This window comes from Pseudomonas sp. B6002 (assembly GCF_013385985.1).
In the GTDB taxonomy this organism is placed as follows: Bacteria; Pseudomonadota; Gammaproteobacteria; order Pseudomonadales; family Pseudomonadaceae; genus Aquipseudomonas.
On sequence record NZ_JACAOY010000016.1, the window covers coordinates 147,545 to 172,052 of the forward strand.

Consider the following 24,508-nt stretch of genomic DNA (forward strand, 5'->3'; position numbering starts at 1 on the left):
CTGTCTGGCAGCCACCCGCGACACTCAATTCTTTAAACCGCGACCAGGCGCACACTCGCACCTTCGCCAACACCCAGGGCTTCGGCGGCGGCCAGGTCCAGGGTCACCGGTTTGCCGGGCGCGTAGTCCAGCTCCAGCATCACCGCACGGTAATCCTGCAACTGCCCGTTGCTCACCAGGTACTGGCGGCCGGCGCCCTTGACCATCTCGCCGATCTTCACCGGCACCACGCGGCTCTGGGCGATGGAGCGAATGCCCGAGACCCGTGCGTGCAATGTCGGGCCACCGTCGAAGATGTCGATGTAGTGGTCGGTCTCGAAGCCTTCGCGCATCAGGATGTCGAAGGTGATCTGCGCACGCGGGTGCACTTGGCCCATGGCTTCCTGGGCTTCGTCCGGCAACAGCGGCACGTAGATCGGGTAATGCGGCATCAGCTCGGCGAGGAAGGTACGGCTTTTCAGCCCGCACAGGCGCTCGGCGGCGGCGTAGTTGAGGTCGAAGAAGTTGCGGCCGATGGCGTCCCAGAACGGCGAGTCACCGTTCTCGTCGCTGTAGCCAACGATCTCGGTCACCACCGAGTCGGCAAAGCGCTCGGGGTGGCTGGCGACGAACAGCAGGCGGCCACGGGAATTGAGTTCCGACCACGGCGAACCGACCAGCTCGGGCACCACGTAGAAACTGGTGAGCAGGCTATTGCCGGTAAGGTCGTGGCACTGGGAAAGTACGTGGATCTTGTTGTGGATCTTCAGCTCGCGGGAGGCGTGCACGAAGGTCTCGTTGCGAAAGCTGTAGAACGGCTCGGAATAACCGGCCGAAGCGACGATGGCCGAGCAGCCGGCGAGCTTGCCGCTCTCGGTGTCTTCGAGCACGAAGAAATAGCTTTCTTCGCCATTGAAACTTACCTCGGCCGCGAAGGACGCTTCGCTGGCGGCGATCTTGTCGCTGAGGCGTTCCACATCGTCCGGCAAGGAGGTGACACCAATCGGGCTGTCCGCAGCCAGACGCTGTACCTCGCCCAGATCAGCCATTTGCGCGGGGCGCATCACCAGCATGGTGTCACTCCTTAACTCGAAAACTCACAGAGGAAAAAATGCCGGAGGTTCCCCTGTAGGAGCCGGCTTGCCGGCGATCGCATCAGCGCGGTGTGGTTGTTGCACCGAGGTGTCTGGATCGCCGGCAAGCCAGCTCCTACAGGGACAGAGTCCGGCCTTTGGAATGTGTGTTCGGCGCCCGATTGCTCGAGCGCCGAACGGTCCATCAAGCGTGCGTCAGCGCTTTCACAGCACGTTCAAAACGGTCCAGACCTTCCTTGATGTCCGCCTCGTCCACCACCAGGCTTGGGGCAAAACGCACCACGTCCGGGCCGGCTTGCAGGATCATCAGATTTTCTTTCTCGGCCGCGTTGAACACGTCCTTGGCCTTGCCTTTGAACGCGTCGCTCAGCACGCAACCGAGCAACAGGCCCATGCCGCGTACTTCGGTGAAGATGCCGTATTGCTTGCCGATCTGCTCCAGGCGCGCCTTGAACAGGTCGTGCTTGGCGTTAACGCCGGCCAACACCTCAGGGGTGTTGATCACGTCGATCACCGCTTCTGCCACTGCACACGCCAGCGGGTTGCCGCCGTAAGTGGTGCCGTGGGTGCCGACCACCAGGTGCTTGGCCAGGTCTTCACGGGTGAGCATCGCCGCAATCGGGAAACCGCCGCCCAGGCTCTTGGCGCTGGTGAGGATGTCTGGCACTACGCCGTAATGCTGGTAGGCAAACAGGTGGCCGCTGCGGCCCATGCCGGTCTGCACTTCGTCGAACACCAGCAGTGCGTTGTTGGCGTCACACAGTTCGCGGGCACCTTGCAGGTAAGCCAGCTCGGCCGGCAGCACGCCGCCTTCGCCCTGGATCGGCTCCAGCACCACGGCGCAGGTCTTGTCCGACACGGCGGCTTTCAGCGCAGCCAGGTCGTTATAAGGGACGTGGGTGATGCCGGTGATTTTAGGACCGAAACCGTCGGAGTACTTGGACTGGCCACCGACGTTGACGGTGAACAGGGTACGGCCGTGGAAGCTGTTCAGCGCGGCGATGATCTCGTACTTCTCGGTGCCGAAACGGTCGAACGCGACGCGACGGGCCAGCTTGAACGCGGCCTCGTTGGCTTCGGCGCCGGAGTTGCAGAAGAACACGCGCTCGGCAAAGGTGGCGTCGATCAGCTTGTGGGCCAGGCGCAGGGCCGGCTCATTGGTGAAGACGTTGGAGACATGCCACAGCTTGTTGGCTTGTTCGGTCAGCGCACCGACCAGCGCCGGGTGGGCGTGGCCCAACACGTTAACCGCGATGCCGCCGGCAAAGTCGATCAGCTCGCGACCCGCCTGGTCCCATACACGAGAACCTTCGCCACGCACGGGGATGAAGGCGGCAGGCGCGTAGTTAGGCACCATGACCTGGTCGAAATCGGCACGTTGCACCGGGGCTTGCTCAACGGACATCGGAGTCTCCTGAAGAGGAACGCCTGCCTGGAACTGGCGGGCGATGCAGGGATTGTAAGGACAGTTTTCAGTGCGGCCTTGTCGCCAAGCGACAACTTCTTATAGCGCCAACCCGCGATTTTGGCGGGTTTACGCCAATGCGACAAATAGCGTCGCAATGGCGCAGTTTAAACTAACTATCTAAAGCAGGCGGCGTGAAACGCGCTGATCTACTGATGCCCTTTCCTCTTATCAGAGATTGAGCATGAGCACGCCCTCACCCTCCAGCCAGCCCGACAGCCATTACCAGATCCTGAGAGGCGCCATTCCCAGCTGGTTAGGCAAAGCCTCCAACGCCAAACAGCAGGCCCTGTCCCGCGCCAACCCACAGCCGTTACCCGCCGCCCCTGCGCTCAGGCGCCTGAACGCCGAGCACTGGGATGCGCAAAATGCCGTGGACAACGCGCTCAAACACGTGAAAGGCCCAAGGGAATTTGCCCGCGAAGTACTTGAACATGCGTTGAAAACTCGCTTCGACCTGGTCCTCGACAGTGAGGCGGTGTTCCTGCGCCTTTACATCCCCCAGCACATCCCCTGGTTTTCGATTCCCTCCGGAGCCGCGCGCACGTGGACGGTGTCACTGCTGGACGCCGCCCTGCATAACTTCGAACAGGACGAAACCCTCGAAGGCGCATTCGAAGCCGCGTCTACGTTCATTACGCCGCCCTCCGACAGCGGCCGATTCAATACACTGCCCGCGATCGGGAAGATAATCAGCATTCCCGCTTTCACGCAGTTATGCCGCGAACTGGACATCGGCGCACACTATCAAACCTATTTGCGCGAACAGCTGGGCCTCACTGAACCCGTGAGTGCCGCCGTGCTCGAACACAAGGTGACCGTCAGCCAGAAAGCCGCCCTGCGCGCCGCCCTGCAACTGGCACGCACACGGGGCGATATCAGCGACGCTTACGCACAGCAGGTGGACGGGCTGCTGCAAGGCCGCCGCAACCTGACACTCGACAACCTGCCCCTGCGCTGCCACGCCTTCACGATGTTGCAAGTGCCGCTGACCGGCATCCTTCTGCTCGCACCCGACCTGGAGAACACCCGCTCAGTCCAGCGCCTGCTGGCCTACGTCCCGGACGACCCACAGCATCCGCTCAAGGAATATGCCTCGCCACTGGCGTTCAAGCAGGCGCTGACACGGCAGCTGCGCAGCCCCGACTATCAGGCTTTTTTCAGCCGCTTTGTCGCCCACCAACACCGTGGGCGTTTTTTTGCCGATCTGAGTCAGCGCCTGGGCCGAATCACCTGGCACCCGCCTGGGTACGGCAGCAGCCTGGCGCCGTGGCGCAATCAGCCGACCGATGACCCCAAACTGCAATTTGTCGCAGACGTCATTCAAGGCGAGCCGTGGCAACACCTCTATCAGCAAAAGCTCAATCAGATCCTCAACGACGCGCGAACCCAAGCCGTGTCAACGGCCGATGTCGACCGCAAAGCCCGCTGGGCGCTGTGGGACTCGTTCGTCAATGTCGCCTCATCCATCCTCAACGCCGCCCTGCTGATCGTCGCCCCCTTCATTCCAGGATTGGGCGAGTTGATGTTGGGGTACATGGCCTATCAACTGCTCGATGAGGTATTCGAGGGGATAATCGCCTGGGCGCAAAACGATACACGGGAGGCGTTCGTCCACCTGATGGGCGTTCTTCAGTCACTCGTGAAACTGGGTGCATTTGGCGTGGGCAGTACGATCGGCATCACGCAAATGCGCAAAGTGTTACCGGCAGAGGTCGTGGCCTTCATCGAACGGTTCAAACCGGTGACCCTGGCCAACGGGGGCAAGCGCTATTGGAAGCCCGACCTGTCGCCCTATCAGCACGATCTCAGTCTGCCGCCGCGCCTGGGCATCAATGAACAGGGCCTGCATACCTTGCGGGGCGAATCGATACTGCCCCTGGGCGGTAAGCTTTATGCCGTGGAGCCGACCGAGCACAGTGCACACTATCGCCTCAAACACCTCACTCGCCCGGATGCCTATCAACCCTTGGTTCACCATAACGGTGCGGGCGCCTGGCATACCGAGCTGGAACGCCCCCTGCAATGGGACCGCAACACCCTGTTGCAGCGCCTGGGCCACAAAGCCGAAGGTCTGAGTGAGGCAGACCGCGAACAGGCCCTGGGCCTCAGTGGTGTACAGGAAGACGCACTGCGCAAAATGCACGTCAACAGCCTGCCCCTGCCGCCTCTGCTGGACGACAGCCTGGCGCGCGTGCGCATAGACCGTGACCTCACACGCCTGATCGACAACCTGCGCAGCGATGACCCGGCGGTATACGGCAGCATCGACCCCCAGGACACCTTGCAACTGCTGACCACCTACGGCAATTGGCCAACAGAGAAGTCACTGTGCTTTCTCGACAGTCGCGGCCGGGTCACCTGGACCTTTGGCGACCCGAGCAAACCCATGGTGCAAATTCATGAAGCGCAGCTGAAAAACGGAGATTTGCTCAAGGCCGTCCTCCAAAGCCTGACGCCGGATGAGTTGCGTATTCAATTCGGCGAACGCATCGGCGACCCGCAGTTGAGCCTGGAAGTGCGCACGCAACAACTGCGTGAAAAACTGGCGCAGGGTGCCGAACGCCAACGTGCGGCTTTGTTCGACTCCCGTTATGGCGCGCTGCCCTCTGCCACAACGCATTACGCGCGGCAGATTCAACACACTGCGGCCGGCCTGCCCATCGGTGTGGCACAACGACTGGCAGGCGACGCCAGCGGCGCTGAACTCGACATCCTCGACCAGCGCCGCACGCCACCACGCCTGGCCCAACTGGCCCAGGCCGCCCTGGATGAGCTGCGTCTGAACCGGGCCTATGAAGGCCTGTATCTCGACTCACAAAACAGTGTCGACACCGATCGGCTGAGCCTCAACTCGCTGCGGCTGCAACCCGGATGGTCGGATCAAATCCGGCTGGACGCACGCCACCGCAGCCTCGAAGGAACCTTGTGGAACAGCATCGGCCCGGCTGACGCACCGATCCAGCGCACACTGGTGCGCCTGGACTCCGGCCTGTACGTGCCCCATGAAGGCAGTCTTGCCTTGTCAGGGGAGATCGACCTGTACCGCGCGATCCTCCATGCCCTGCCTGATGCGCAACGCCGGGCGTTGAACATCGATATCCACGACGGCCCCGAGCTGCGAAGACGCCTGGCGCAGCACCCCTTGCCACGCGAAGTGTTGCGCGCCCAGACGGACACTCCCCATTCGCACACCCTGCGCATCGAAACCCTGCGCCTGCTCGGCAATACCGAAGGTTACGCCGCAGAACCCGTGGCCCCGACCTTGCCTGCAACGCCGTTACAGCGCGCGCGCAGCCTGTTTCCGATCCTGAATGAGCAACAAGCCCAACAGTTGCTCGACCACTTGGCTGCGACTCCCGACGACGCAAGCGCGGCACTCGCCTTGCTGGAAGCCGAATACCAGAGCCTGGACACGTCGCTGGCGACCTGGCAAGGCACACTGCCCTCGCAGCATCCCGACACGGGCACACCCCTGAGTGCAAGCCGGCGTCGCTATGAGCGGCAAAACCGCGCGCATATCGCCGAGCAAGTGCGACGCTGCTGGCGTCGGGAAACCGAGATCGACAACCACTACGAGGACCCGGCGCGCGATGGCTTCACGCTGCGTTTGGGCTGGCCGACCCTCGGCGAACTGCCGACACTCGACCAACCGCTGATACACGTCTCTTCCCTCTCGGTGATCGGTGCCGAAGGCACACTGGGGGTTGCGCGCTTTATCGAAGCCTTTCCACGCCTGCGTCACCTGGAAATCAGGGACATTCCCCTCGGCGACCTTCCGGCCTCAATCGACAACCTGGCCCATCTGCGCATCTTGAGCCTGGAAAACTGCCGCATCACCCTCAGTGCAAACAGCGCCGCACGCCTGGCTGCCCTGAGCGACCTGCAAGGGCTCAACCTGCATCAGAACCCCCTGGGGCGAGTGCCAGACCTTCAAGCCATGCGCGACCTGCAAGACCTGGACCTGTCCGAGACGGGCATTGGGCATATGCCCGCGGGCCTGCTCAACCTGCTTGATCTGGAGACCGTCTTTTTGAGCGGCAACCAGTTGCGTGAGTTGCCGCCGGCGCTGTTCGAACTATCACCTGCCGCCAGCCGGCGTTTTGATCTTTCGGGCAACCCGTTCTCGCAGCCCACACTGGAGCGCATCAAAACGTACTACCAACAGCATGGCAGCTGCTTCGAAGCCGACGCTGCCGAAGTCGACCAACGGGATGCGCGCCAGCTGTATCCTTCCCTCACTCACGACGCCATCAATCAATTCATCTTCAGCCTGCCGGGAGACATCGAGGCAGGACGGCGCGAACTGGCACGGCTGGCTGAAGAGCTGGAGACTTTGCTGGGGGAATTGGCAGAGTGGTCGAATAACCCAGGCCTCGGCGAGCTCGAACACGCCAGGCGTCAGTCACTGCACGGCGTGCTGGAACGCAGTTGGCGTCGGGAAACACCCCAGGATACTCGCCTGATCCATGCATTGAGCTTGCCCCCCGCCCTGGCTGGCGATCTGCCGGCGCTGAGTGCGCAGTTCAACCACATCGGTTACCTGAGCCTTGAAGGCAACGGCATCGCCTTACACCCGCACACCTTTCTCAAGAGCTTCGCGGCACTGGACATTCTCAACATCCAAGACGCCCACCTGGGGGACATTCCGGCCTCGACCTTCGACTTGCCCAAGCTCACGCACTTGGGCCTGCCACGTTGCGGTATCACCCTGTCGCAGGCCAGCCGCACTGCACTGGCAGGCATGACACGCCTGGAGCATCTGGACCTGTCCAACAACCCTCTGGGCCTTGTGGTGGACTTTCAGCGCCTGGCCAACTTGAACGATGTTTCATTGCAAGACACCGGCCTGCGGGAAGTGCCTCCGGGCTTGTTGACCCAGAACCGCCCGATGTCCATCAACCTCAGCCACAACGCCATTACCGAGCTGCCGGATGCCAGCTTCAGGCTGCCTGCAACTGTCACTCACCGCTTCAACCTTTATGCCAACCCGCTGTCGCGTGCCAGCCTGGACCTGATCAAAGCCTACTGCCAACGCACTGGTGAATACTTCAACGCCCAAAGCCCGGCGGCCGAACGTGCAAGGGTCGAGGCGCTCTACCCTCTGCTGCTGGAAAACGAAGCTGACCGGTTTGTCTTCAGGCTACCCGGGCACATGGATGAACTCGCCTCCCACCTGACGCACCTTGAGAGCGAGTATGAACAGCTGACGACTGACCTGGAGCATTGGGCCCTGGACGTACCCCAACGCCATCCCGTACTGGACATTCCGCTGGATGAAGACACTCAAGCCCGGGAACAGCTGAAACGGCGTGACTTCAAGACACTTCTGGAGCAGGCATGGCGCCGCGAAAGCGCAGAAGATGATGAGAGCCTCGACGATGAACTCACCCACAGCCTGAACCTCGACACACCGATCATGGGCGAGTTGCCCCGGCTGAGTGCACGCCTTGAACATATCTCACGTTTCGAATTTACCGGCGACGGCACAACAACGTCAGTGGATGGCACGTTGAAGTGTTTTCCAAACCTGCAGACGCTGAATATGCGGGGTTGCCGGCTGCAAGCCCTGCCCAGTGCGCTGTACAACCTGCCGAAACTGTCCAGCCTGGAACTGAATGAGTGCGCTATCACCTTGACGGCAGACAGCGCGCGCGCCATTGCGGACTTGAGTGCCATGGAGTTTCTCGACCTGAGCGACAACCCACTGACCCTGGCGCCCGACGTCAGCGGCATGAACCAGTTGGTGGCGCTGCATTTGCGCGCTACCCACATCAGCACGGTGCCCACGGGCGTGTTCCAACTGGAAAACCTGCAAACCCTGGACCTGAGCGACAACCTCATTACGCAAATTCCGCCCGACCTGCTGGAAATGATCCCCGTGTTTCACGATGACAGCGACCTGAGCAGCAACCCGCTGTCGCCAGAAAGCCTTGGCTTGCTCAGGCGCTATTTCCAGCGCACGGGCAACGAATTTCAGGTGATCGAGGCCACGCAGGACGAACACGGCAATCCACTGCCGTCGCCCCAGGCTCAGACCCAGGAGGAGTGAACCCGCTCAACCGCGCTCGGCGGGTACCGAGGACAATTCGAACGGGCTGCTGCTGCGGCGCTGGTTGCGGTCTTCGCGGGGGGTGGCGCCGAAGAAGTTGCGGTAGGCGCTGGAGAAATGCGGCCCCGAGGAGAAGCCGCACGACAGGCCGATCTGGATGATCGACTTGCTGGTTTGCATGAGCATCTGGCGCGCCTTGTTCAGGCGCAGTTCCAGGTAATACTGGCTGGGGACGCGGTTGAGGTATTGCTTGAAGATGCGCTCGAGTTGTCGTCGCGACACGCACACGTGCTGGGCGATTTCGTCGGTGGTCAGCGGCTCTTCAATATTGGCTTCCATCAGCAACACGGCCTGGGTCAGCTTCGGATGGCTGGAACCCAGGCGGTTTTGCAGCGGGATACGCTGGCGCTCGCCGCCTTCGCGGATGCGCTCGACCACCAGTTCTTCGGAGACGGCGCCGGCCAGTTCGGCGCCATGATCACGAGCCAGTACTGCCAGCAGCAGGTCGAGCACCGACATGCCACCGCAGGCGGTGAGGCGGTCACGGTCCCAGTCGAACAGGTGGCTGGTGGCGATAACCTTGGGGAAGCGTTCGGCGAAATCATCCTGCCACCGCCAGTGCACCGCAGCGCGGTAGCCGTCGAGCAGGCCGAGCTGGGCCAGCGGGTAGACCCCCGCCGACAGGCCGCCGATCACACAACCGGCGCGCACCAACTGCTTGAGCGCGGTGCTCAGTTGCGAAGCGATGACGGTGGGCGGTTCGTCTGCCAGCAGGAACAGCTTCTGGAAACCTTCCAGCTTGCCGGCCCACGGCTCGCCCGGCAGTTGCCAGGCGCCGTCGGTGGCGGGCTCGGCGAGCAGGAACGACAGCTCGTAGACCACCTCCGGATGCACCCGCTGGGCAACGCGCAAGGCCTCCTCAGCCAGCGCAAGCGTCAGGGCTTTTGTGCTGGGCCAAATCAGGAAACCAATTTTATGGGCGGTCATGGAGTGCTATCCGAAGCCTGAAACAGTAAAGAAGACAAAGGCCAATGCTAGCCCGGAAACCCAAACAAATCTCAAATCAAACAGAGATCAAAGGTGGGAGCTGGCTTGCCTGCGATGGCGGTGGGTCAGTGAATACATCTGTTTCTGATAGACCGCTATCGCAGGCAAGCCAGCTCCCACAGGAATCGAGGCCAGCTTTAGAGCTGTGAAGCATGCACTACTTCAGTGCACAAAAGCAGCCTTGATTATTTCAAACTGCCGGACAAGAACTGCTGCAAACGCTCGGACTGCGGGTTCACCAGCACTTCACGCGGGTTGCCACGCTCTTCAACAATGCCTTTGTGCAAGAACACCAACTGGTTCGACACTTCACGGGCAAAGCCCATTTCGTGGGTCACCACCACCATGGTGCGGCCTTCCTGGGCCAGGTCCTGCATCACCTTGAGCACTTCACCGACCAACTCCGGGTCGAGCGCCGAGGTGGGCTCATCGAACAGCATCACCTCAGGCTCCATCGCCAGGGCACGCGCAATCGCCACGCGCTGCTGCTCGCCACCGGACATGTGGCCGGGGAACGCATCTTTACGGTGACCCACGCCGACTTTGGCCAGGTAATGCTCGGCCTTTTCACGGGCCTCTTTCTTCGACACGCCCAGCACGTGCACCGGGGCTTCCATCACGTTTTCCAGCGCGGTCATGTGCGACCACAGGTTGAAATGCTGGAACACCATGGACAGGCGCGAACGCATACGCTGCAGCTGCTTGGGGTCGGCAGCCTTCATGGCGCCGTCCTTGTTGGCCACCAGTTTCAGCTCTTCGTTGTTGAGCAGAATCTTGCCGGCGTGGGGTTGCTCCAGCAGGTTGATGCAGCGCAAAAAGGTACTTTTGCCCGAACCACTGGAACCGATGATGCTGATCACATCACCGGCCGCGGCGGCCAGGGACACACCTTTGAGCACTTCATGACTGCCATAGCGTTTATGCAGGTCTTGGACTTCAAGTTTGTACATGCGGTCGGTTCTCACAAAAACAGGTGGTCAGTCGTTGAGCAAGCGCCCGTGACGCAGCGCTTCGCGCCCCGCCACCTTGGCCAGCCAGAAACCCGCTTGGGCATAACGTAGCCGTTCAACGGCAAACAACACCCCGGACGTGCCCGCGCAGACAATGCTCACGCGGTCGGTCAGGGGATCAATCACTTCAAAAATCGGCTCGCCTTTTTCGATCACATCACCCGCCTTACGCAGGTAACTGATCACGCCGGCGTGAGGTGCAAACAGCAACTCGGTGCCCTCGAAGGGCAAGCCTTCGCACGGTTCGTGTTGCGGCGCAGGCCACTCACCTTTGATCAGGCCCTGCTCGGCCAGGAACGCCAGAATGCCTTCGGCGTGGAAGATCGCTTCATCGCGGCCAGTGTCCGCCTGACCACCCAACTCCAGCGTAGTCGCCAGGCACGCCAGCGGGACTTGCGCCTCGGGGAACGCCTGGGACAGACGCAACCACGGCAGCGAGCAGGCTTCATCGAACGAACTGCCGCCGGAGTCTTCCGCCAGCAGGCCGACCTTCACGTTCAAATGTGCGGACAGCGAGCGCCACTGCGGCCAGTGCTGGGGCAATGCGTACATGTGCAGCGCGGCTTCGGCGTCGCAATGCAGATCGAGCACGATGTCAGCGGTGCAGGCGTGGCTCAGCAAGATGCGTTGCATGCCTTGCAACTGGCTGCTCGGCTCGGGCAATGCTTGCAGCGCATCGCTCATCGCCTGGCGGATCATGCGCACGTTGGCGTGGGGATCATCCCCCAGCTTGTCCTTGAGCCGCTCGGCCACCGGCTCGCTCAACTCGACGAAATCACGGTTGAAATTCTTGCCGCTGCCGATCTCGAAACGCCCCTGGTGGCTGCCTTGCAGCAACTGCCCCAGGCCCATCGGGTTAGCCACCGGCACCAACTCGATCACGCCATTGAGGCCGCCCTGCTGTTCCAGCTCGGTGAGGCGTTTTTTCAGCTCCCACGCGGCGCGCATCCCCGGCAATTCATCGGCGTGCAGGCTGGCCTGGATATAGGCCTTGCGCTCGCCACTGCCGAAACGGAACACGCTCAGCTGGCGCTCGCAGCCCAGGTGACCCCAGGGCAACAGGTGATCGATACGTTCCATATCAGTGCTTCCGTGGAGCCAGGTAGCTCAGCCAGCGGCCTTCGGCCATCTTGAACAAGCGCACCAGGATGAAGGTCAGGCACAGGTAGAACACGCCGGCGGTGATGTAGGCTTCGAACGGCAGGTAGAACTGGGCATTCACCGTGCGCGCGGCACCGGTGATGTCGATCAGGGTGACGATGGAGGCCAGGCTGGTGGTCTGCAGCATCATGATCACTTCGTTGCTGTACTGCGGCAGTGCGCGGCGCAGGGCCGACGGCAGCAGGATGCGGCGGTACAGCTTGTAGCGCGACATGCCCATGGCCTTGGCCGCTTCGATCTCGCCATTGGGCGTGGCCTTGAGGCTGCCCGCAATGATCTCGGCGGTGTAGGCGCTGGTGTTGATCGCAAACGCCAGGCACGCACAGAACGTCGCGCTGGACAGCAGCGGCCACAGGAAGCTTTCGCGCACGGCGTCGAACTGGGCCAGGCCGTAGTAGATCAGGAACAGCTGCACCAGCATCGGGGTGCCGCGGATCACGTAGGTGAACAGCCAGGCCGCACCGTTGACCACCGGCTGTTTGGACACGCGCATCAAGCCCAGGGGCAAGGCGGCGAGCAGGCCGAAGAACAGCGAGATGGCGAGCAGTTTCAGGGTGGTCAACAAGCCGCCGAGGTACAGCGGCATGGCGTCCCAAATGACGTTGTAGTCGAAGATCATAGATCAGCCGCCCTTACGCCTACCGAGTAGCGCTTCTCAAGATGACGCAAGGCCAACAACGAGACGCTGGTGATCACCAGGTACATCGCCGCCACTGCGAGGAAGAAGGTAAAAGGCTCGCGGGTGGCGTCTGCCGCCTGCTTGGCCTTGAACATCATGTCTTGCAGGCCCACCACCGAAATCAGCGCGGTGGCCTTGGTCAGTACCAGCCAGTTGTTGGTGAAGCCAGGGATCGCCAGCCGAATCATCTGCGGCACCATCACCCGGAAGAACACCTGGAACGGGCTCATGCCATACGCCATGCCGGCTTCGGCCTGGCCCTTGGGAATGGCCATGAAGGCGCCACGGAAGGTTTCCGAGAGGTAGGCGCCAAAGATGAAACCCAGGGTGCCGATACCGGCGGCCAAGGGGTTCAAGTCGATATAGTCGTCGTAGCCGAGCATCGGCGCGACGCGGTTGAGCAGGTCCTGACCGCCGTAGAAAATCAGCAGGATCAGCACCAGGTCCGGGATCCCACGGATCACGGTGGAGTACAGGTCACCCAGCCAGGCCAACCAGCGCACCGGCGACAGGCGTAACGCGACCCCGATCAGACCCAGAACAATGGCCAAGGCCATGGACGACAAGGCGAGCTGAAGCGTCAACCATGCGCCATCGAGGATGACGGCCCCGTAGCCTTTCAACATGATTCAGGTCCTCGAAAAGGGGGATGAAAAAATGGCGCAAACCTCAGGAATTCTGTTGCTTGCGCCATTGCGGACAGACAGCTGCGACGAGTTACTTAGGGTCAGCGCCGTAAATATCGAAGTCGAAGTATTTGTCCTGGATTTTCTTGTATTCGCCGTTGGCACGGATCGCCGCGATGGCCGCGTTGATCTTGTCCAGCTCGGCCTTGTCGCCTTTGCGTACAGCGATACCGATGCCGTCACCGAAGTACTTGGCGTCGGTGAACTGTGGGCCCACGAACGCGTAGCCTTTACCGGCCGGGGTTTTCAGGAAGCCGTCTTGCAGCAGGGTAGCGTCGGCCACGGTGCCGTCGAGGCGACCGGCTTCCACGTCCAGGTAGATTTCGTTCTGCGAGCTGTAAGGCACAACGGTGGCGCCTTTCGGAGCCAGCACTTCCTTGGCGAAACGGTCGTGGATCGAACCGCGCTGCACGCCGATCTTCTTGCCTTTGAGTTCATCCAGGCTGTCGCTGACGGTGGTGCCTTCCTTCATCACCAGCTGCGCTGGGCTCAGGTAGTAGCGGTTGGTGAAGTCCACGGACTTCTTGCGGTCGTCAGTGATGGACATGGACGACAGGATCGCGTCGATCTTGCGCACTTTCAGCGCAGGGATCAGGCCGTCGAACTCTTGCTCGACCCATACACACTTGACCTTCATCTCTGCGCACAGGGCGTTGCCGATGTCGTAGTCAAAACCCACGATGCTGCCATCCGGCGCCTTCGAGGCAAACGGAGGGTAAGCCGCTTCGATACCAATCTTCAGGGGCTTCTCATCAGCGAAAGCCTGCATGGACAGCACGGACAGCGCCAGGGCGCCCAACAGCACGAGTTTCTTCATCTTGGGACTCCATCGGTATAGGGCAAAAAGCAGTATGAGCCGGGGCCCACGATGCGACTTAAGTGAAACCGAATAGCGGTGCTGCGTCCTACGCGGGCTATACACCTGCGACGACGAGCGAGTGATCGGCATTCTAACGACAGGCCGGAAGCCGATATTTCCTCAATGCGACAACAATTTACAGAAGCACTGAGAAAGCGGTTCCAGCACATTGACAGTCCCTGAATTTTATGCAGAGACAAAAGATATTAAACCTGTTGATGCTGCAAATTGCGGGCCTATTATTCGCAAACCCTTCTAGCACGGCAAGTCTGGCGTTTAATCTTATTTCTGGGAGTGTCTGGAATGGGGTTTTTCGGGGCAAAGGCGTAGCACATTGCCTCATGATTGGGCGTGGGGTTACACATTCAGGGCCGGCGGTAACATTCGGAAACTTCCCACAAGGGAAACCGATATTTATTGGCCTCTGCGTTGAGTAAGGCCGTCAGACAGCTCACCGACCTTGATTTGAAATGCACGCCAACTGTGGGAGCTGGCTTGCCTGCGATGAGGGTGTATCAGACATAGGTGGGCTAACTGACAGATTGCCATCGCAGGCAAGCCAGCTCCCACAGTGAACCGGTTTCTTCAGTGGTAGTGAACTGCGCCTCACAAAAAAGCCCCACCCGGCTTACACCGAATGGGGCTTTATCAGACCAGTCTCGCTTTACGCGACGTTCATGGTCTTGTGCGTTTCAATCAAATGCGCCACCACGCCCGGATCGGCCAGCGTGGAAATATCGCCCAACCCGTCATATTCCGCCGTGGCGATCTTGCGCAAGATACGCCGCATGATTTTCCCCGAACGCGTCTTCGGCAAGCCCGGCGCCCACTGGATTACATCCGGCGAGGCAATCGGCCCGATCTCCTTGCGCACCCAGTTCTTCAGCTCCAGGCGCAGCGCTTCGTTCGGTTCCTCACCGTTCTTGAGGGTGACATACACATAGATGCCCTGCCCCTTGATGTCATGGGGCACGCCGACCACCGCCGCCTCGGCGACTTTCGGGTGGGCGACCATGGCGCTTTCAATCTCGGCGGTGCCCATGCGGTGGCCGGACACGTTCAGCACGTCGTCCACACGCCCGGTGATCCAGTAGTAACCGTCCTCGTCACGGCGCGCACCGTCACCGGTGAAGTACATGCCACGGAAGGTCTTGAAGTAGGTGTCGACAAAGCGGTCATGGTCGCCGTACAGCGTACGCGCCTGGCCAGGCCACGAATCGAGGATCACCAGGTTACCCTCGGCCGCCCCTTCGATCAGGTTGCCCAGGTTATCCACCAGCGCCGGCACCACGCCGAAGAACGGCCGTGCCGCCGACCCCGGCTTGAGCGCATGGGCACCCGGCAGCGGGCTCATCATGTTGCCGCCGGTTTCGGTCTGCCACCAGGTATCGACAATCGGGCAACGGGATTGGCCGACATTCTTGTAGTACCAGTCCCAGGCTTCCGGGTTGATCGGCTCACCCACCGACCCCAGCAGGCGCAGGCTGCTGCCATCGGCGCCTTCCACGGCAGCGGTGCCGGAAGCCATCATCGCGCGGATGGCGGTCGGCGCGGTGTAGAGGATGTTGACCTTGTGCTTGTCGACGATCTTCGCCACCCGGGTGATGTCCGGGTAGTTCGGCACACCTTCGAACAGCAAGGTGGTCGCGCCGTTGGCCAGCGGGCCGTAGACGATATAGGTGTGGCCGGTGACCCAGCCGACGTCGGCGGTGCACCAGTAGATTTCGCCCGGGCGGTAGTCGAACACGCGCTCGTGGGTCAGGGCTGCGTAGAGCAGGTAGCCGCCGGTGGTGTGCTGCACGCCCTTGGGCTTGCCGGTGGAACCGGAGGTGTACAGGATGAACAACGCTTCTTCGGCGCCCATCTCTTTGGGCGCGCACACGGTGCCCGCCACTTTCATCAGGTCTTCGTACCAGATGTCGCGATGCTGGTTCCACTTGATGTTGCCATTGGTGCGCTTGCACACGATGACTTTCTGGATGCTGTTGGTTTCCGGGTTGGTCAGGGCATCGTCGACGTTGGCCTTGAGCGGAATCTTCTTACCGGCGCGGATGCCTTCGTCAGCCGTGATCACCACCTTCGACCGACAGTCGATGATGCGACCGGCCAAGGCTTCCGGCGAAAAGCCACCAAACACCACGGAATGGATCGCACCGATGCGGGTACACGCCAGCATGGCGACCACGGCTTCGGGGATCATCGGCATATAGATAGTCACCACGTCGCCGCGGTGCACATCCTGGCCGCGCAGGGCGTTGGCGAACTTGCAGACTTCTTCATGCAGCTCGCGGTAGGTGATGGTGCGGCTTTCGGAAGGGTCGTCGCCCTCCCAGATGATGGCTGCCTGATCGCCACGCTCGGCGAGGTGACGGTCCAGGCAGTTGTAGGAAACGTTCAGGGTGCCATCGGCAAACCATTTGATGTCGACATGGTGATCGTCGAAAGAGGTCTGCTTCACCGCGGTGAAAGGCTTGACCCAGTCAAGGCGCTTGGCTTGCTCGCGCCAGAAACCGTCGGGGTTGACCACCGACTGCTGGTACATGGCCTTGTAGGTCGCCTCGTCGGTCAGCGTGTTGGCTGCTACTTCGGGGCGAACGGGGTACAGGGAAGCCGCACTCATCTTTCTTACCTCGGTGACAATAGTTGTTTTTGTATGCCCTGTTGTAGCCGGGGCTGCCCCATAGAACCATTCGACGATGGTAGTAACAAGCCCCTACATTTTGCCCTGCTATGTGCGTTTGCGGCTCTGGCCCGCAGCCCGTGGCGCTTTGCGCCTTGATGAAAAAAGCTTTACCACGGGATTGTTACAAAAACCGCCAATAGTGTTTATCAAAAGCACGGGTATATGAATATAACCCACACGCCTAAAATTCATTCCGTCAACGCGACACTGTGATTAACAACGCAACAGCCCCCACGAAGGCAACGTTAATCCGAACTTTCCAATCCCAAGTTACACACGTGGCCTCACAAGGGCCCCGTGACCCACTTCGACCTCAATAAGGTAAATAGAGAAATGAAAGCTTTAGTAGTTATGGCCCTCAGCAGCTTGTGCGCCACCGCCGCCCTGGCCGACGAGGCCGCGACTGACGTAGCTGGCCGCAATACCCCGATCGTTGAAGACTACACTTACAGCACCCACTTGGACGTCGCCAAAGTATTGTCCATGAGTACCATCCCGGAAGTTTGCCAAGTTGTACCGGTACAAATGGAATATGAAGATTCGCAAGGCCAACGCCACATTCTTAACTACCAAGTCATGGGCAATGGTTGCTCTAACGGCTAATAACTTCTCAAGTTTGCTCTAAACCCGGATCTTGGCCGCCGCAAGAAATCGTTCTTGCGGCCAAGAACCTTCCCCTGAAATACCCCTATCCCAATGTGGGAGCTGGCTTGCCTGCGATGGCGGTAGCCGCCACACCTTTGCAATCAGCTACAACCCCTCCTCCAGCCCCAACAAAATACCTCCACCGCCCGTCACCCCGCCAAACCCCTGCAAACCCTCACTCTGGCTCAGATAGCAGGCTTTTTGTCTGTGATCCGTAACCATCCGCCCCAACACAAGCGCGTTTTTTTCCCCTACAATGCGCGGGTAAATCGGGCCTGCAATATCCCTTTACACCGGGATGAAGAGCCAGACCTGAGGCCTCCGCGCAAGCTTGCACCGACCGCTGCGCACCTCAAGCCTCAAGCAGAGCACCCGTAACCCAATTACGTTTAATGCGTGCGCTAGCTGCAACAAACGATTCCTTAAGATCCACCGCGGCCTCAGGGCCGTGTGAACACCCAACCATCCGGTTTCACACGGGCACCTTTGAGCCCTCACGCAGGAGACGACACGTCATGCTGAGCTGGGACGAATTCGACAAAGAAGAAGAAGGCGAAGTAGCCACCAAAGGCGCCAACGCCGGCCACGCCACCGAAGCCAACATGGACCGCCTCGACGGTGCCGGCGCCGCTGCCGCCATCGAAGCCCGCGCCGTCACCGCCAGTGACTCCGCCGCCATCGTGCGCGCCAAGGCCGCCCTTGACAGCCTCGACGTCGCCGAAGGCCTCGCCGAACTCGAAGGCGCCTCCGCCCGCGTCGCCGTTGACGAAAAGCGCATGATCAACTGCCGCGCCGACCTCAACCAACTTGTGCCGTTCAAGTACGACTGGGCCTGGCAAAAGTACCTCGACGGCTGCGCCAACCACTGGATGCCGCAAGAGGTCAACATGACCGCCGACATCGCCCTGTGGAAAAACCCCGAAGGCCTGACCGACGACGAACGTCGCATCGTCATGCGCAACCTCGGCTTCTTCTCCACCGCCGACTCCCTGGTTGCCAACAACCTGGTGCTGGCCGTGTACCGCCTGATCACCAACCCAGAGTGCCGCCAGTACATCCTGCGCCAGGCCTTCGAAGAAGCGATCCACACCCACGCCTACCAGTACTGCATCGAATCGCTGGCCATGGATGAAGGCGAGATCTTCAACATGTACCACGAGATCCCATCCGTCGCTAAGAAAGCGGCCTGGGGCCTGAAGTACACCCGTTCGATCTCCGATCCGAAGTTCGAAACCGGTACCGTCGACACCGACAAAGAACTGCTGCGCAACCTGGTCGCCTACTACTGCGTTTTGGAAGGCATCTTCTTCTACTGCGGCTTCACCCAGATCCTCTCCATGGGCCGTCGCAACAAAATGACCGGCGTGGCCGAGCAGTTCCAGTACATCCTGCGCGACGAATCGATGCACCTGAACTTCGGTATCGACGTGATCAACCAGATCAAAATCGAAAACCCACACCTGTGGGATGCCGAGATGAAGGAAGAAGCGACCCAGATGATCCTGCAAGGGACTCAGCTGGAGATTGAATATGCCCGCGATACCATGCCGCGTGGGGTGCTGGGGATGAATGCGGCGATGATGGAAGACTATCTGAAGTTCATCGCTAACCGTCGTTTGTCGCAGATTGGCTTGAAGGAAGAGTACCCAGGCACGACCAACCCGTTCCCGTGGATGAGCGAGATCATGGACTTGAAGAAAGAGAAGAATTTCTTTGAGACTCGGGTGATTGAGTATCAGACGGGTGGGGCGTTGAGCTGGGATTGATGATATCATAATGCCATGATATAAAGAGCCGCCTATATGGCTGTTGGGAAGCTAATTATAGAAGCCTCGCATATGCGGGGCTTCTTTTTACATGTGATTTTTTTTCAGGGACGCGATGAAAACTCTCACTTTAATATTAGGTAACGGCGTCACAATTGACCTAATGAGCCACCTTAAACTAGCTGAGCAAATAAACGTAAGAAATTTATTCGCACGAGGCGATGAAATTGAGTGGCCGAGCCATAATGGCTTTTCAGGTTTTCTAACCTATAAAAACTGCCCAAACTTGGTCAGCTTAGGGATCACACCAAACACCCCACCAGAAACCGCAGCAATTATTTTCGAAAAAATCATAACTTGCGCAAACTTTTACTCTTATCGTTCAAAGAACCAGAGCGACGAAGAGAAAAACATTTACATAAGAGCATATCTAGAGCTGGTAGAGTACTTAAGAAGCCTTTTCATTTGGTATGATAAAATTTTCGTTGAAAGCGACTGGAAAAAAAATATAAGTACGTGGAACTGGCTTAACTTCCTAAAATCAGCTCAAAAAAAATATGAAAAAATAAACATAATCACTCTAAACTACGACATTTACCTCGAACGCATACTAAAAAATGAGGGAATTGAATTTCAAACGAGTCAAATAGATAAAGAGCAGGGAAAAAAAATAACCATATTCAAGCCGCACGGTTCAATTAGCTTTGTATCCTCGGTAGAGCCAACACAAACCGAAACAATGCCTGATTATTTTATTTCCTACAAATTCAAAGACCCCCTCACTCCATCCGACATAAAAACATCATATGAAGATCTAGAACAAAAAAGACTCATAAATACCATTATACCTCCTTATGGAGATTCGACTAGATACCAGCAAAGCTGGTCCAGACTCATATTAGAAAAAGCAATTGCCAGCGCAAAGAACTCGGAAACCATAATAATATCTGGGATTTCTTATTGGCACGTTGATCGCCTTGAAGTTGATAAAATACTGCTTTCGGCGGAAGAGGATTGCAATATCACAAAAATAAACCCATCCTCCAACCCGATTTTTGACGCAGTATTACAAAGTAGATTTTCAAGATACCAACAATATCGCAGCAGCTCCATTCTTCAGGAATTGATAAAATGAGTCGATTAAAACGAGAAAGCGCGTCCATTAGCATTTCAGAATTTTATGAAAACCATTTACTTAATAAATATAACTACGATCCTGTCTACCAGAGAAAAAGTGTTTGGACGGATGAAAAACGTGCATTCCTAATAGATAGCATACTGAAAAACTTCCCAATTCCACCAATTTTTCTACACCAAAAAATTGATGAAGACACAGGAAAAACAAGCTTTGACATTGTCGATGGGAAACAGAGACTTACCGCCCTTACAATGTTCATAAGAAATGAGCTTGCTGTAAGTAGCGAGCTAGATCAAAACGATGAAATTTCAGGTTTACTATTCAGCGAAATTGAAGGAAACCTTTCCGAATACAAAAAAGCTTTCTGGCGCTATAGAATTCCAATAGAGCTAATCGACTCGGACGATTCATCACTCATCGATGAGATTTTCGACCGACTGAATCGAAACGGTGAAAAACTAAATGGGCAAGAACTCAGAAAAGCAAAGTATTACAACACTCCATTACTTAAGCTCGTAGAAAAAATTGCAAACACTAACCCATTTTGGATTAAACGCCTCGAAACGGCTACAGACCGAAACAGAATGGAAGATCATGAATTCATATCAGAATTAATTTTTGTTATCGCCGAGGACAAGCTATTCGGCTCAAATCAAGAGACGATTGATCAGAAATATGAAACCTATTCGGTCAAAACTTCAGAATGGGTTGACAGAATAGAACCTCAGTTTAACAAGGCGACTGCTGCTCTCGAGAGACTAAACTTAAAATATGAAGATCTCCGTATTACAGGCGTAAGTCACTTATTCGGACTTTGGTCATTTGTTGTTGACCAAATGGGGAAAAACAACAGAGCTCTACCAAAACGAAAAATCAATAATTTCTATAAAATATTACGCAGCGATCCTACAAGTAACCAGTACGTTCTAGAGTATAAAAAGAGCATGAGCTCTGGAACTAAAGAAGTAACTCAACGCAATAGAAGAAGACAAGCCCTGATTGACTATGTAGAAAACTAAAAGCACAAAATTTATTTAGCACCTTTTTGGCAAACACCTAAAACCTAGAAAAGTAAGCCCTAAATCCAACAGGGCTTACTTATAAAACACGGCTCTCACCAACCTTAACGTTCATACCCTCATAATAATACACCTCTACATTTCAAGCTAGAGCAGCAAACTTCCAAAAAATACAAGACACATACCTTACCGCCTATTGCCAAACTTAGAAAAGCTCATTAAACAACACCAAATTTACGCACAACCCCATTCTAATATTACAAACCAAATCCTTATAAAAATACACCCAACACTTAGCCAATACACCCCATTAAATCTTATTTACTAAAAACAAAGTCGACGGCAGACATTGGAGCAAGGCGTACCTATCGTTAACATCTGACCTCTCGAAGACACTCAATGAAAATATTTAGGAGACAGCATATTTAGCCTTATTCAAAAACAACTCCACTTTCTAGGCTTTCACGATAACTGAGTCCGACCTGCAAGCAAGAAATTTCGTAGACTCCATAGCGGCCAATTGTTCAGAGTCTTTACGCTCAGCGATTAAATGGACACTATTAAAAGCAAAACGGGTCGAAATTACGCCAAACTGGCAGTTGCGGTAGAGGTGTATTTGAAGACGCTGACTAGGTGAAAGAGTGGCCAGACTTTCAACAAAGCACTTGATAACCATTTTTTGCTTGAAGACCCGATGGCAAGCGGTGTGAAGGGTACTATTGAGTTTCGCATGCAAAATATCTCCACCGTGCTCGACCGGATGGGGTTGGAGCGCATCGTAGGCTACAAGCCTGCGAAGAACGTGGGCACAGGCGTTGAGCTGCGCATCCGACAGGTGCTCAATGCCCAGGGTGTTTTTGAATCGGATGACACCGCCCAAACCGCCGATGAGCAAACGCTCATCCGCCGCGCGTCCAAGCTACAGAAGCAAACCTTCCATAAAGTACCTGACGGCATCGTGCAGCCGCAGAAGGTCGCCACCGTGAGCACCTCCTTCGTTCGCGACCCGAAGGTGCGCGCCTGGGTGCTAAAAGAAGCCAAGGGCATTTGCGAAGGCTGCAACACCAACGCGCCGTTTGAGGTCGATGGCCAGCCATTTCTTGAAGTACATCACGTCAAGCACCTCGCCCAGAAGGGTTCGGATCGCATCACCAATGCTGTAGCCTTGTGCCCCAATTGCCATCAGCGTTGTCACCGGTCGAGCGATCGGGAGGCTTTCACCGCCGCGCTTTACTCTAAAATCGAAAGATTGATACGCGAGTAAACGCCTGCTGTCACAGCTGATGCATCACCCCATTGATTAGATAGGACCGAGGCCCCCCGTGAACCCAGACATGCTCGAAGCCGGCCCCGCTGACGCCAAAGTACTCTCCGTCTTTGACTTCGACGGCACCCTGACCCACCACGACAGTTTTGTGCCCTTCCTCAAGTTCGCCTTCGGCCCTGGGGAGTTTTACGGCCGGATGCTCAAGCTGGCAGTGCCGGGGTTGCGTTTTTTGGTGCGGCAGATCAGCCGGGATGAGTTGAAGGCGCAGTTGATCCGCACTTTTATGACGGGGGTGGAGAAGGCGTGGGTTCAGCAAAAGGCGCAGGCGTATTGCCAGAAGACGTGGCCACGGTTGATGCGGCCGACGGGCTTGCAGTCGGTGGCGGATGAGGTGAAGTCCGGCGCGGTGGTGACGCTGTGTTCGGCGTCGCCGGCGTTGGTGTTGCAGCCGTTTGCGGATCGGCTGGGGATCAAGTTGATTGGCACTGAGCTTGAGGTGGTCGACGGGGTGTTGACCGGCAAGCTCACCGGGAATAATTGCCGGTGTGAGAACAAGGTGCTGCGGCTTGAGGCGGTGTATGGGGATTTGGGCGAGTATCGGCTCAGGGCCTGGGGCGATACGCGTGGGGATCGGGAGTTGTTGGCAGCGGCGCAGGATGCGCATTTTCGGCATTTTCATTCGAAGAAGAAGCGGGCTCGGTTGCAGGGGTGATGCGAGTGGGTGGGGTTGCCAAGTGGACCGAGGCGATCCCATCGCTGCCTCGCTGGGGCTCGAGAGCTCCCACCTTTTGAGCGGTGTCGGGGTTGATGCAGAGGCATGGTTTTAGCAGGTGGACCGTGTCGATCCCTTCGTAGCCTCGCTTGGGCTCGACAACTCCCACATTTGAGCTTTGTCAGCCTGTTGATCTGTGTTCGGCGGTGTTTATGTGGCGGCCTTGAGGTCTACGCCCAAGGCGGTGGCGAAGGCTTTTACCATCGGGCTGCGCGGGGCGTTGTGACGCAGGATCAGGTTGAAGACTGTGCTCAGGTGGACTTGCTCCGGGCACAGTGCGCGTAGGCGCCCTTCCCTGACCAACGGGGTTGCGTAGTGTTCGGGAAGGAAACCGACGAAGCGGCCGGTGAGGACCAGAATGGCGACGGCTTCCACTTGTGAGGCCGAGGCGGACTGGCTGTCGTAGGTGACAAAGTTGGCCTTGTCGCGGTGGATCGCATAGCGGTGGTTGACCACTTCGTAGTGGCGCAGCACGTCCGGTGTGATTTCACTCGCATTGAACAGCGGATGGCCTACGGCGCAGTAGGCGTGGGCTTTTTCCTCGTACAGCGGGAAATAGTCGAATTCTTCACGGCGCTGGTACACGGGCACGATACCAACGATCAAGCGACCTTCCACTACACCGCGCTCAACTTCGTCCAGTTGCGAGGCATGTAAGCGCAATCTAATTTTCGGCGATTCGCTATGTAATTTCCCCAGTGCTGCAATGAGCGGGGAGTTAATGTCGGACACAGTGTTATCAATAACGCCCACACTAAGGTCGCCAATAAGCTCGTTTTGCGCCGAACTAAGCTTGTCGCGAAAACTGTCTACCGAGGTGAATAACTCGATGGACGCCTGATACACCAGCTTGCCTTCTTCGGTCAGCCCAAAACCTTCCCGCCCCCGTGTACACAGGCGCATGCCGATGCGGATTTCCAGGTCGGAGATCTGTTTGCTGATGGCCGCCAGGCCTACGTTCAGCTCGTTCTGCGCGGCGCTGAAGCCGCCGGCTTCGACCACGGCCATGAACACGCGGAGCAATTTGAAGTCCAGCCCGCTCAGTTGCAGGGGCGGTCGTGTGCCGGGTTTGGGCGGTATGTTTCCAGAAGTGGAAAGTGGGGTTTCCATAATACGCGTTGACCTCAAGTGCCATATTCAACAGGCTTTAACCCAATCCTTGAACATAGCCAGGCGGCGATAATGG

Annotated in this window: 17 protein-coding genes; 7 read left to right on the top strand and 10 right to left on the bottom strand. The window is 57.7% G+C overall.

The features are described from left to right. Window positions 1-32: 32 nt before the first annotated feature. Together aruF and HX792_RS21430 are read right to left on the bottom strand one after the other, a co-directional pair. Window positions 33-1,052 (bottom strand): arginine/ornithine succinyltransferase subunit alpha, encoded by a 1,020-nt coding sequence (aruF, locus tag HX792_RS21425; RefSeq protein ID WP_176997960.1) that lies wholly within the window; start codon window positions 1,050-1,052, stop codon window positions 33-35. A gap of 205 nt (window positions 1,053-1,257) precedes the next feature. Beyond that, window positions 1,258-2,478, bottom strand: a complete 1,221-nt coding sequence (locus HX792_RS21430) for an aspartate aminotransferase family protein (protein ID WP_176997961.1) — start codon at window positions 2,476-2,478, stop codon at window positions 1,258-1,260. A gap of 244 nt (window positions 2,479-2,722) precedes the next feature. Between HX792_RS21430 and HX792_RS21435 the strand changes: the two genes are divergently transcribed. Beyond that, entirely contained in the window at window positions 2,723-8,590 is a 5,868-nt protein-coding gene (locus HX792_RS21435; RefSeq protein WP_176997962.1) for a dermonecrotic toxin domain-containing protein, read from the top strand. Between the two features lie 6 nt (window positions 8,591-8,596). On the opposite strand, the gene argR is transcribed toward HX792_RS21435, so the two are convergent. The 7 genes from argR to acs all read right to left on the bottom strand — a co-directional run bounded on the left by argR (window position 8,597) and on the right by acs (window position 16,652). Further along, window positions 8,597-9,577, bottom strand: a complete 981-nt coding sequence (argR, locus tag HX792_RS21440) for a transcriptional regulator ArgR (RefSeq protein ID WP_176997963.1) — start codon at window positions 9,575-9,577, stop codon at window positions 8,597-8,599. Window positions 9,578-9,822: 245 nt separating this feature from the next. Continuing rightward, window positions 9,823-10,587, bottom strand: coding sequence for an ABC transporter ATP-binding protein (locus tag HX792_RS21445; protein WP_016973723.1), 765 nt, complete (start codon window positions 10,585-10,587; stop codon window positions 9,823-9,825). A 27-nt stretch (window positions 10,588-10,614) separates the two neighbouring features. Continuing rightward, window positions 10,615-11,727, bottom strand: coding sequence for a succinylglutamate desuccinylase/aspartoacylase family protein (locus tag HX792_RS21450; RefSeq protein WP_176997964.1), 1,113 nt, complete (start codon window positions 11,725-11,727; stop codon window positions 10,615-10,617). A 1-nt stretch (window position 11,728) separates the two neighbouring features. Further along, on the bottom strand, window positions 11,729-12,427 hold the full coding sequence (locus HX792_RS21455; protein ID WP_176997965.1) for an ABC transporter permease: 699 nt from the start codon (window positions 12,425-12,427) through the stop codon (window positions 11,729-11,731). Further along, window positions 12,424-13,113 (bottom strand): ABC transporter permease, encoded by a 690-nt coding sequence (locus HX792_RS21460; protein WP_016973726.1) that lies wholly within the window; start codon window positions 13,111-13,113, stop codon window positions 12,424-12,426. Before HX792_RS21460 ends, HX792_RS21455 begins: the two co-directional genes overlap by 4 nt. Window positions 13,114-13,204: 91 nt before the next feature. Then, the gene (locus HX792_RS21465; protein ID WP_071483227.1) at window positions 13,205-13,990 is read right to left on the bottom strand and encodes an ABC transporter substrate-binding protein; all 786 of its coding nucleotides are present in this window, start codon (window positions 13,988-13,990) and stop codon (window positions 13,205-13,207) included. A 706-nt stretch (window positions 13,991-14,696) separates the two neighbouring features. Further along, window positions 14,697-16,652: an acetate--CoA ligase gene (gene acs, locus HX792_RS21470; protein WP_176997966.1), complete on the bottom strand. Its 1,956-nt coding sequence runs from the start codon at window positions 16,650-16,652 to the stop codon at window positions 14,697-14,699. Window positions 16,653-17,048: 396 nt separating this feature from the next. Here acs and HX792_RS21475 point away from each other — a divergent pair, with 396 nt between their 5' ends. The 6 genes from HX792_RS21475 (at window position 17,049) to HX792_RS21500 (ending at window position 23,262) form a co-directional block, all read left to right on the top strand. After that, window positions 17,049-17,318 carry a DUF2790 domain-containing protein gene (locus tag HX792_RS21475; protein WP_176998020.1) on the top strand — a complete coding sequence of 90 codons (270 nt, stop codon included), beginning with the start codon at window positions 17,049-17,051 and terminating at the stop codon, window positions 17,316-17,318. Between the two features lie 557 nt (window positions 17,319-17,875). Then, window positions 17,876-19,126, top strand: coding sequence for a ribonucleotide-diphosphate reductase subunit beta (locus tag HX792_RS21480; protein WP_176997967.1), 1,251 nt, complete (start codon window positions 17,876-17,878; stop codon window positions 19,124-19,126). Window positions 19,127-19,241: 115 nt separating this feature from the next. After that, entirely contained in the window at window positions 19,242-20,261 is a 1,020-nt protein-coding gene (locus tag HX792_RS21485; RefSeq protein WP_176997968.1) for an SIR2 family protein, read from the top strand. After that, on the top strand, window positions 20,258-21,283 hold the full coding sequence (locus HX792_RS21490; RefSeq protein ID WP_176997969.1) for a DUF262 domain-containing protein: 1,026 nt from the start codon (window positions 20,258-20,260) through the stop codon (window positions 21,281-21,283). The genes HX792_RS21485 and HX792_RS21490 overlap by 4 nt, the downstream gene beginning before the upstream one ends. Before the next feature lie 730 nt (window positions 21,284-22,013). Next, window positions 22,014-22,547: an HNH endonuclease gene (locus tag HX792_RS21495; protein ID WP_371319377.1), complete on the top strand. Its 534-nt coding sequence runs from the start codon at window positions 22,014-22,016 to the stop codon at window positions 22,545-22,547. Window positions 22,548-22,617: 70 nt separating this feature from the next. Further along, window positions 22,618-23,262: an HAD-IB family hydrolase gene (locus HX792_RS21500; RefSeq protein WP_176997970.1), complete on the top strand. Its 645-nt coding sequence runs from the start codon at window positions 22,618-22,620 to the stop codon at window positions 23,260-23,262. A 210-nt stretch (window positions 23,263-23,472) separates the two neighbouring features. On the opposite strand, the gene HX792_RS21505 is transcribed toward HX792_RS21500, so the two are convergent. Then, complete coding sequence (locus HX792_RS21505) at window positions 23,473-24,432, bottom strand: LysR family transcriptional regulator (protein ID WP_176997971.1); 960 nt, start codon at window positions 24,430-24,432, stop codon at window positions 23,473-23,475. Window positions 24,433-24,508: the final 76 nt, after the last annotated feature.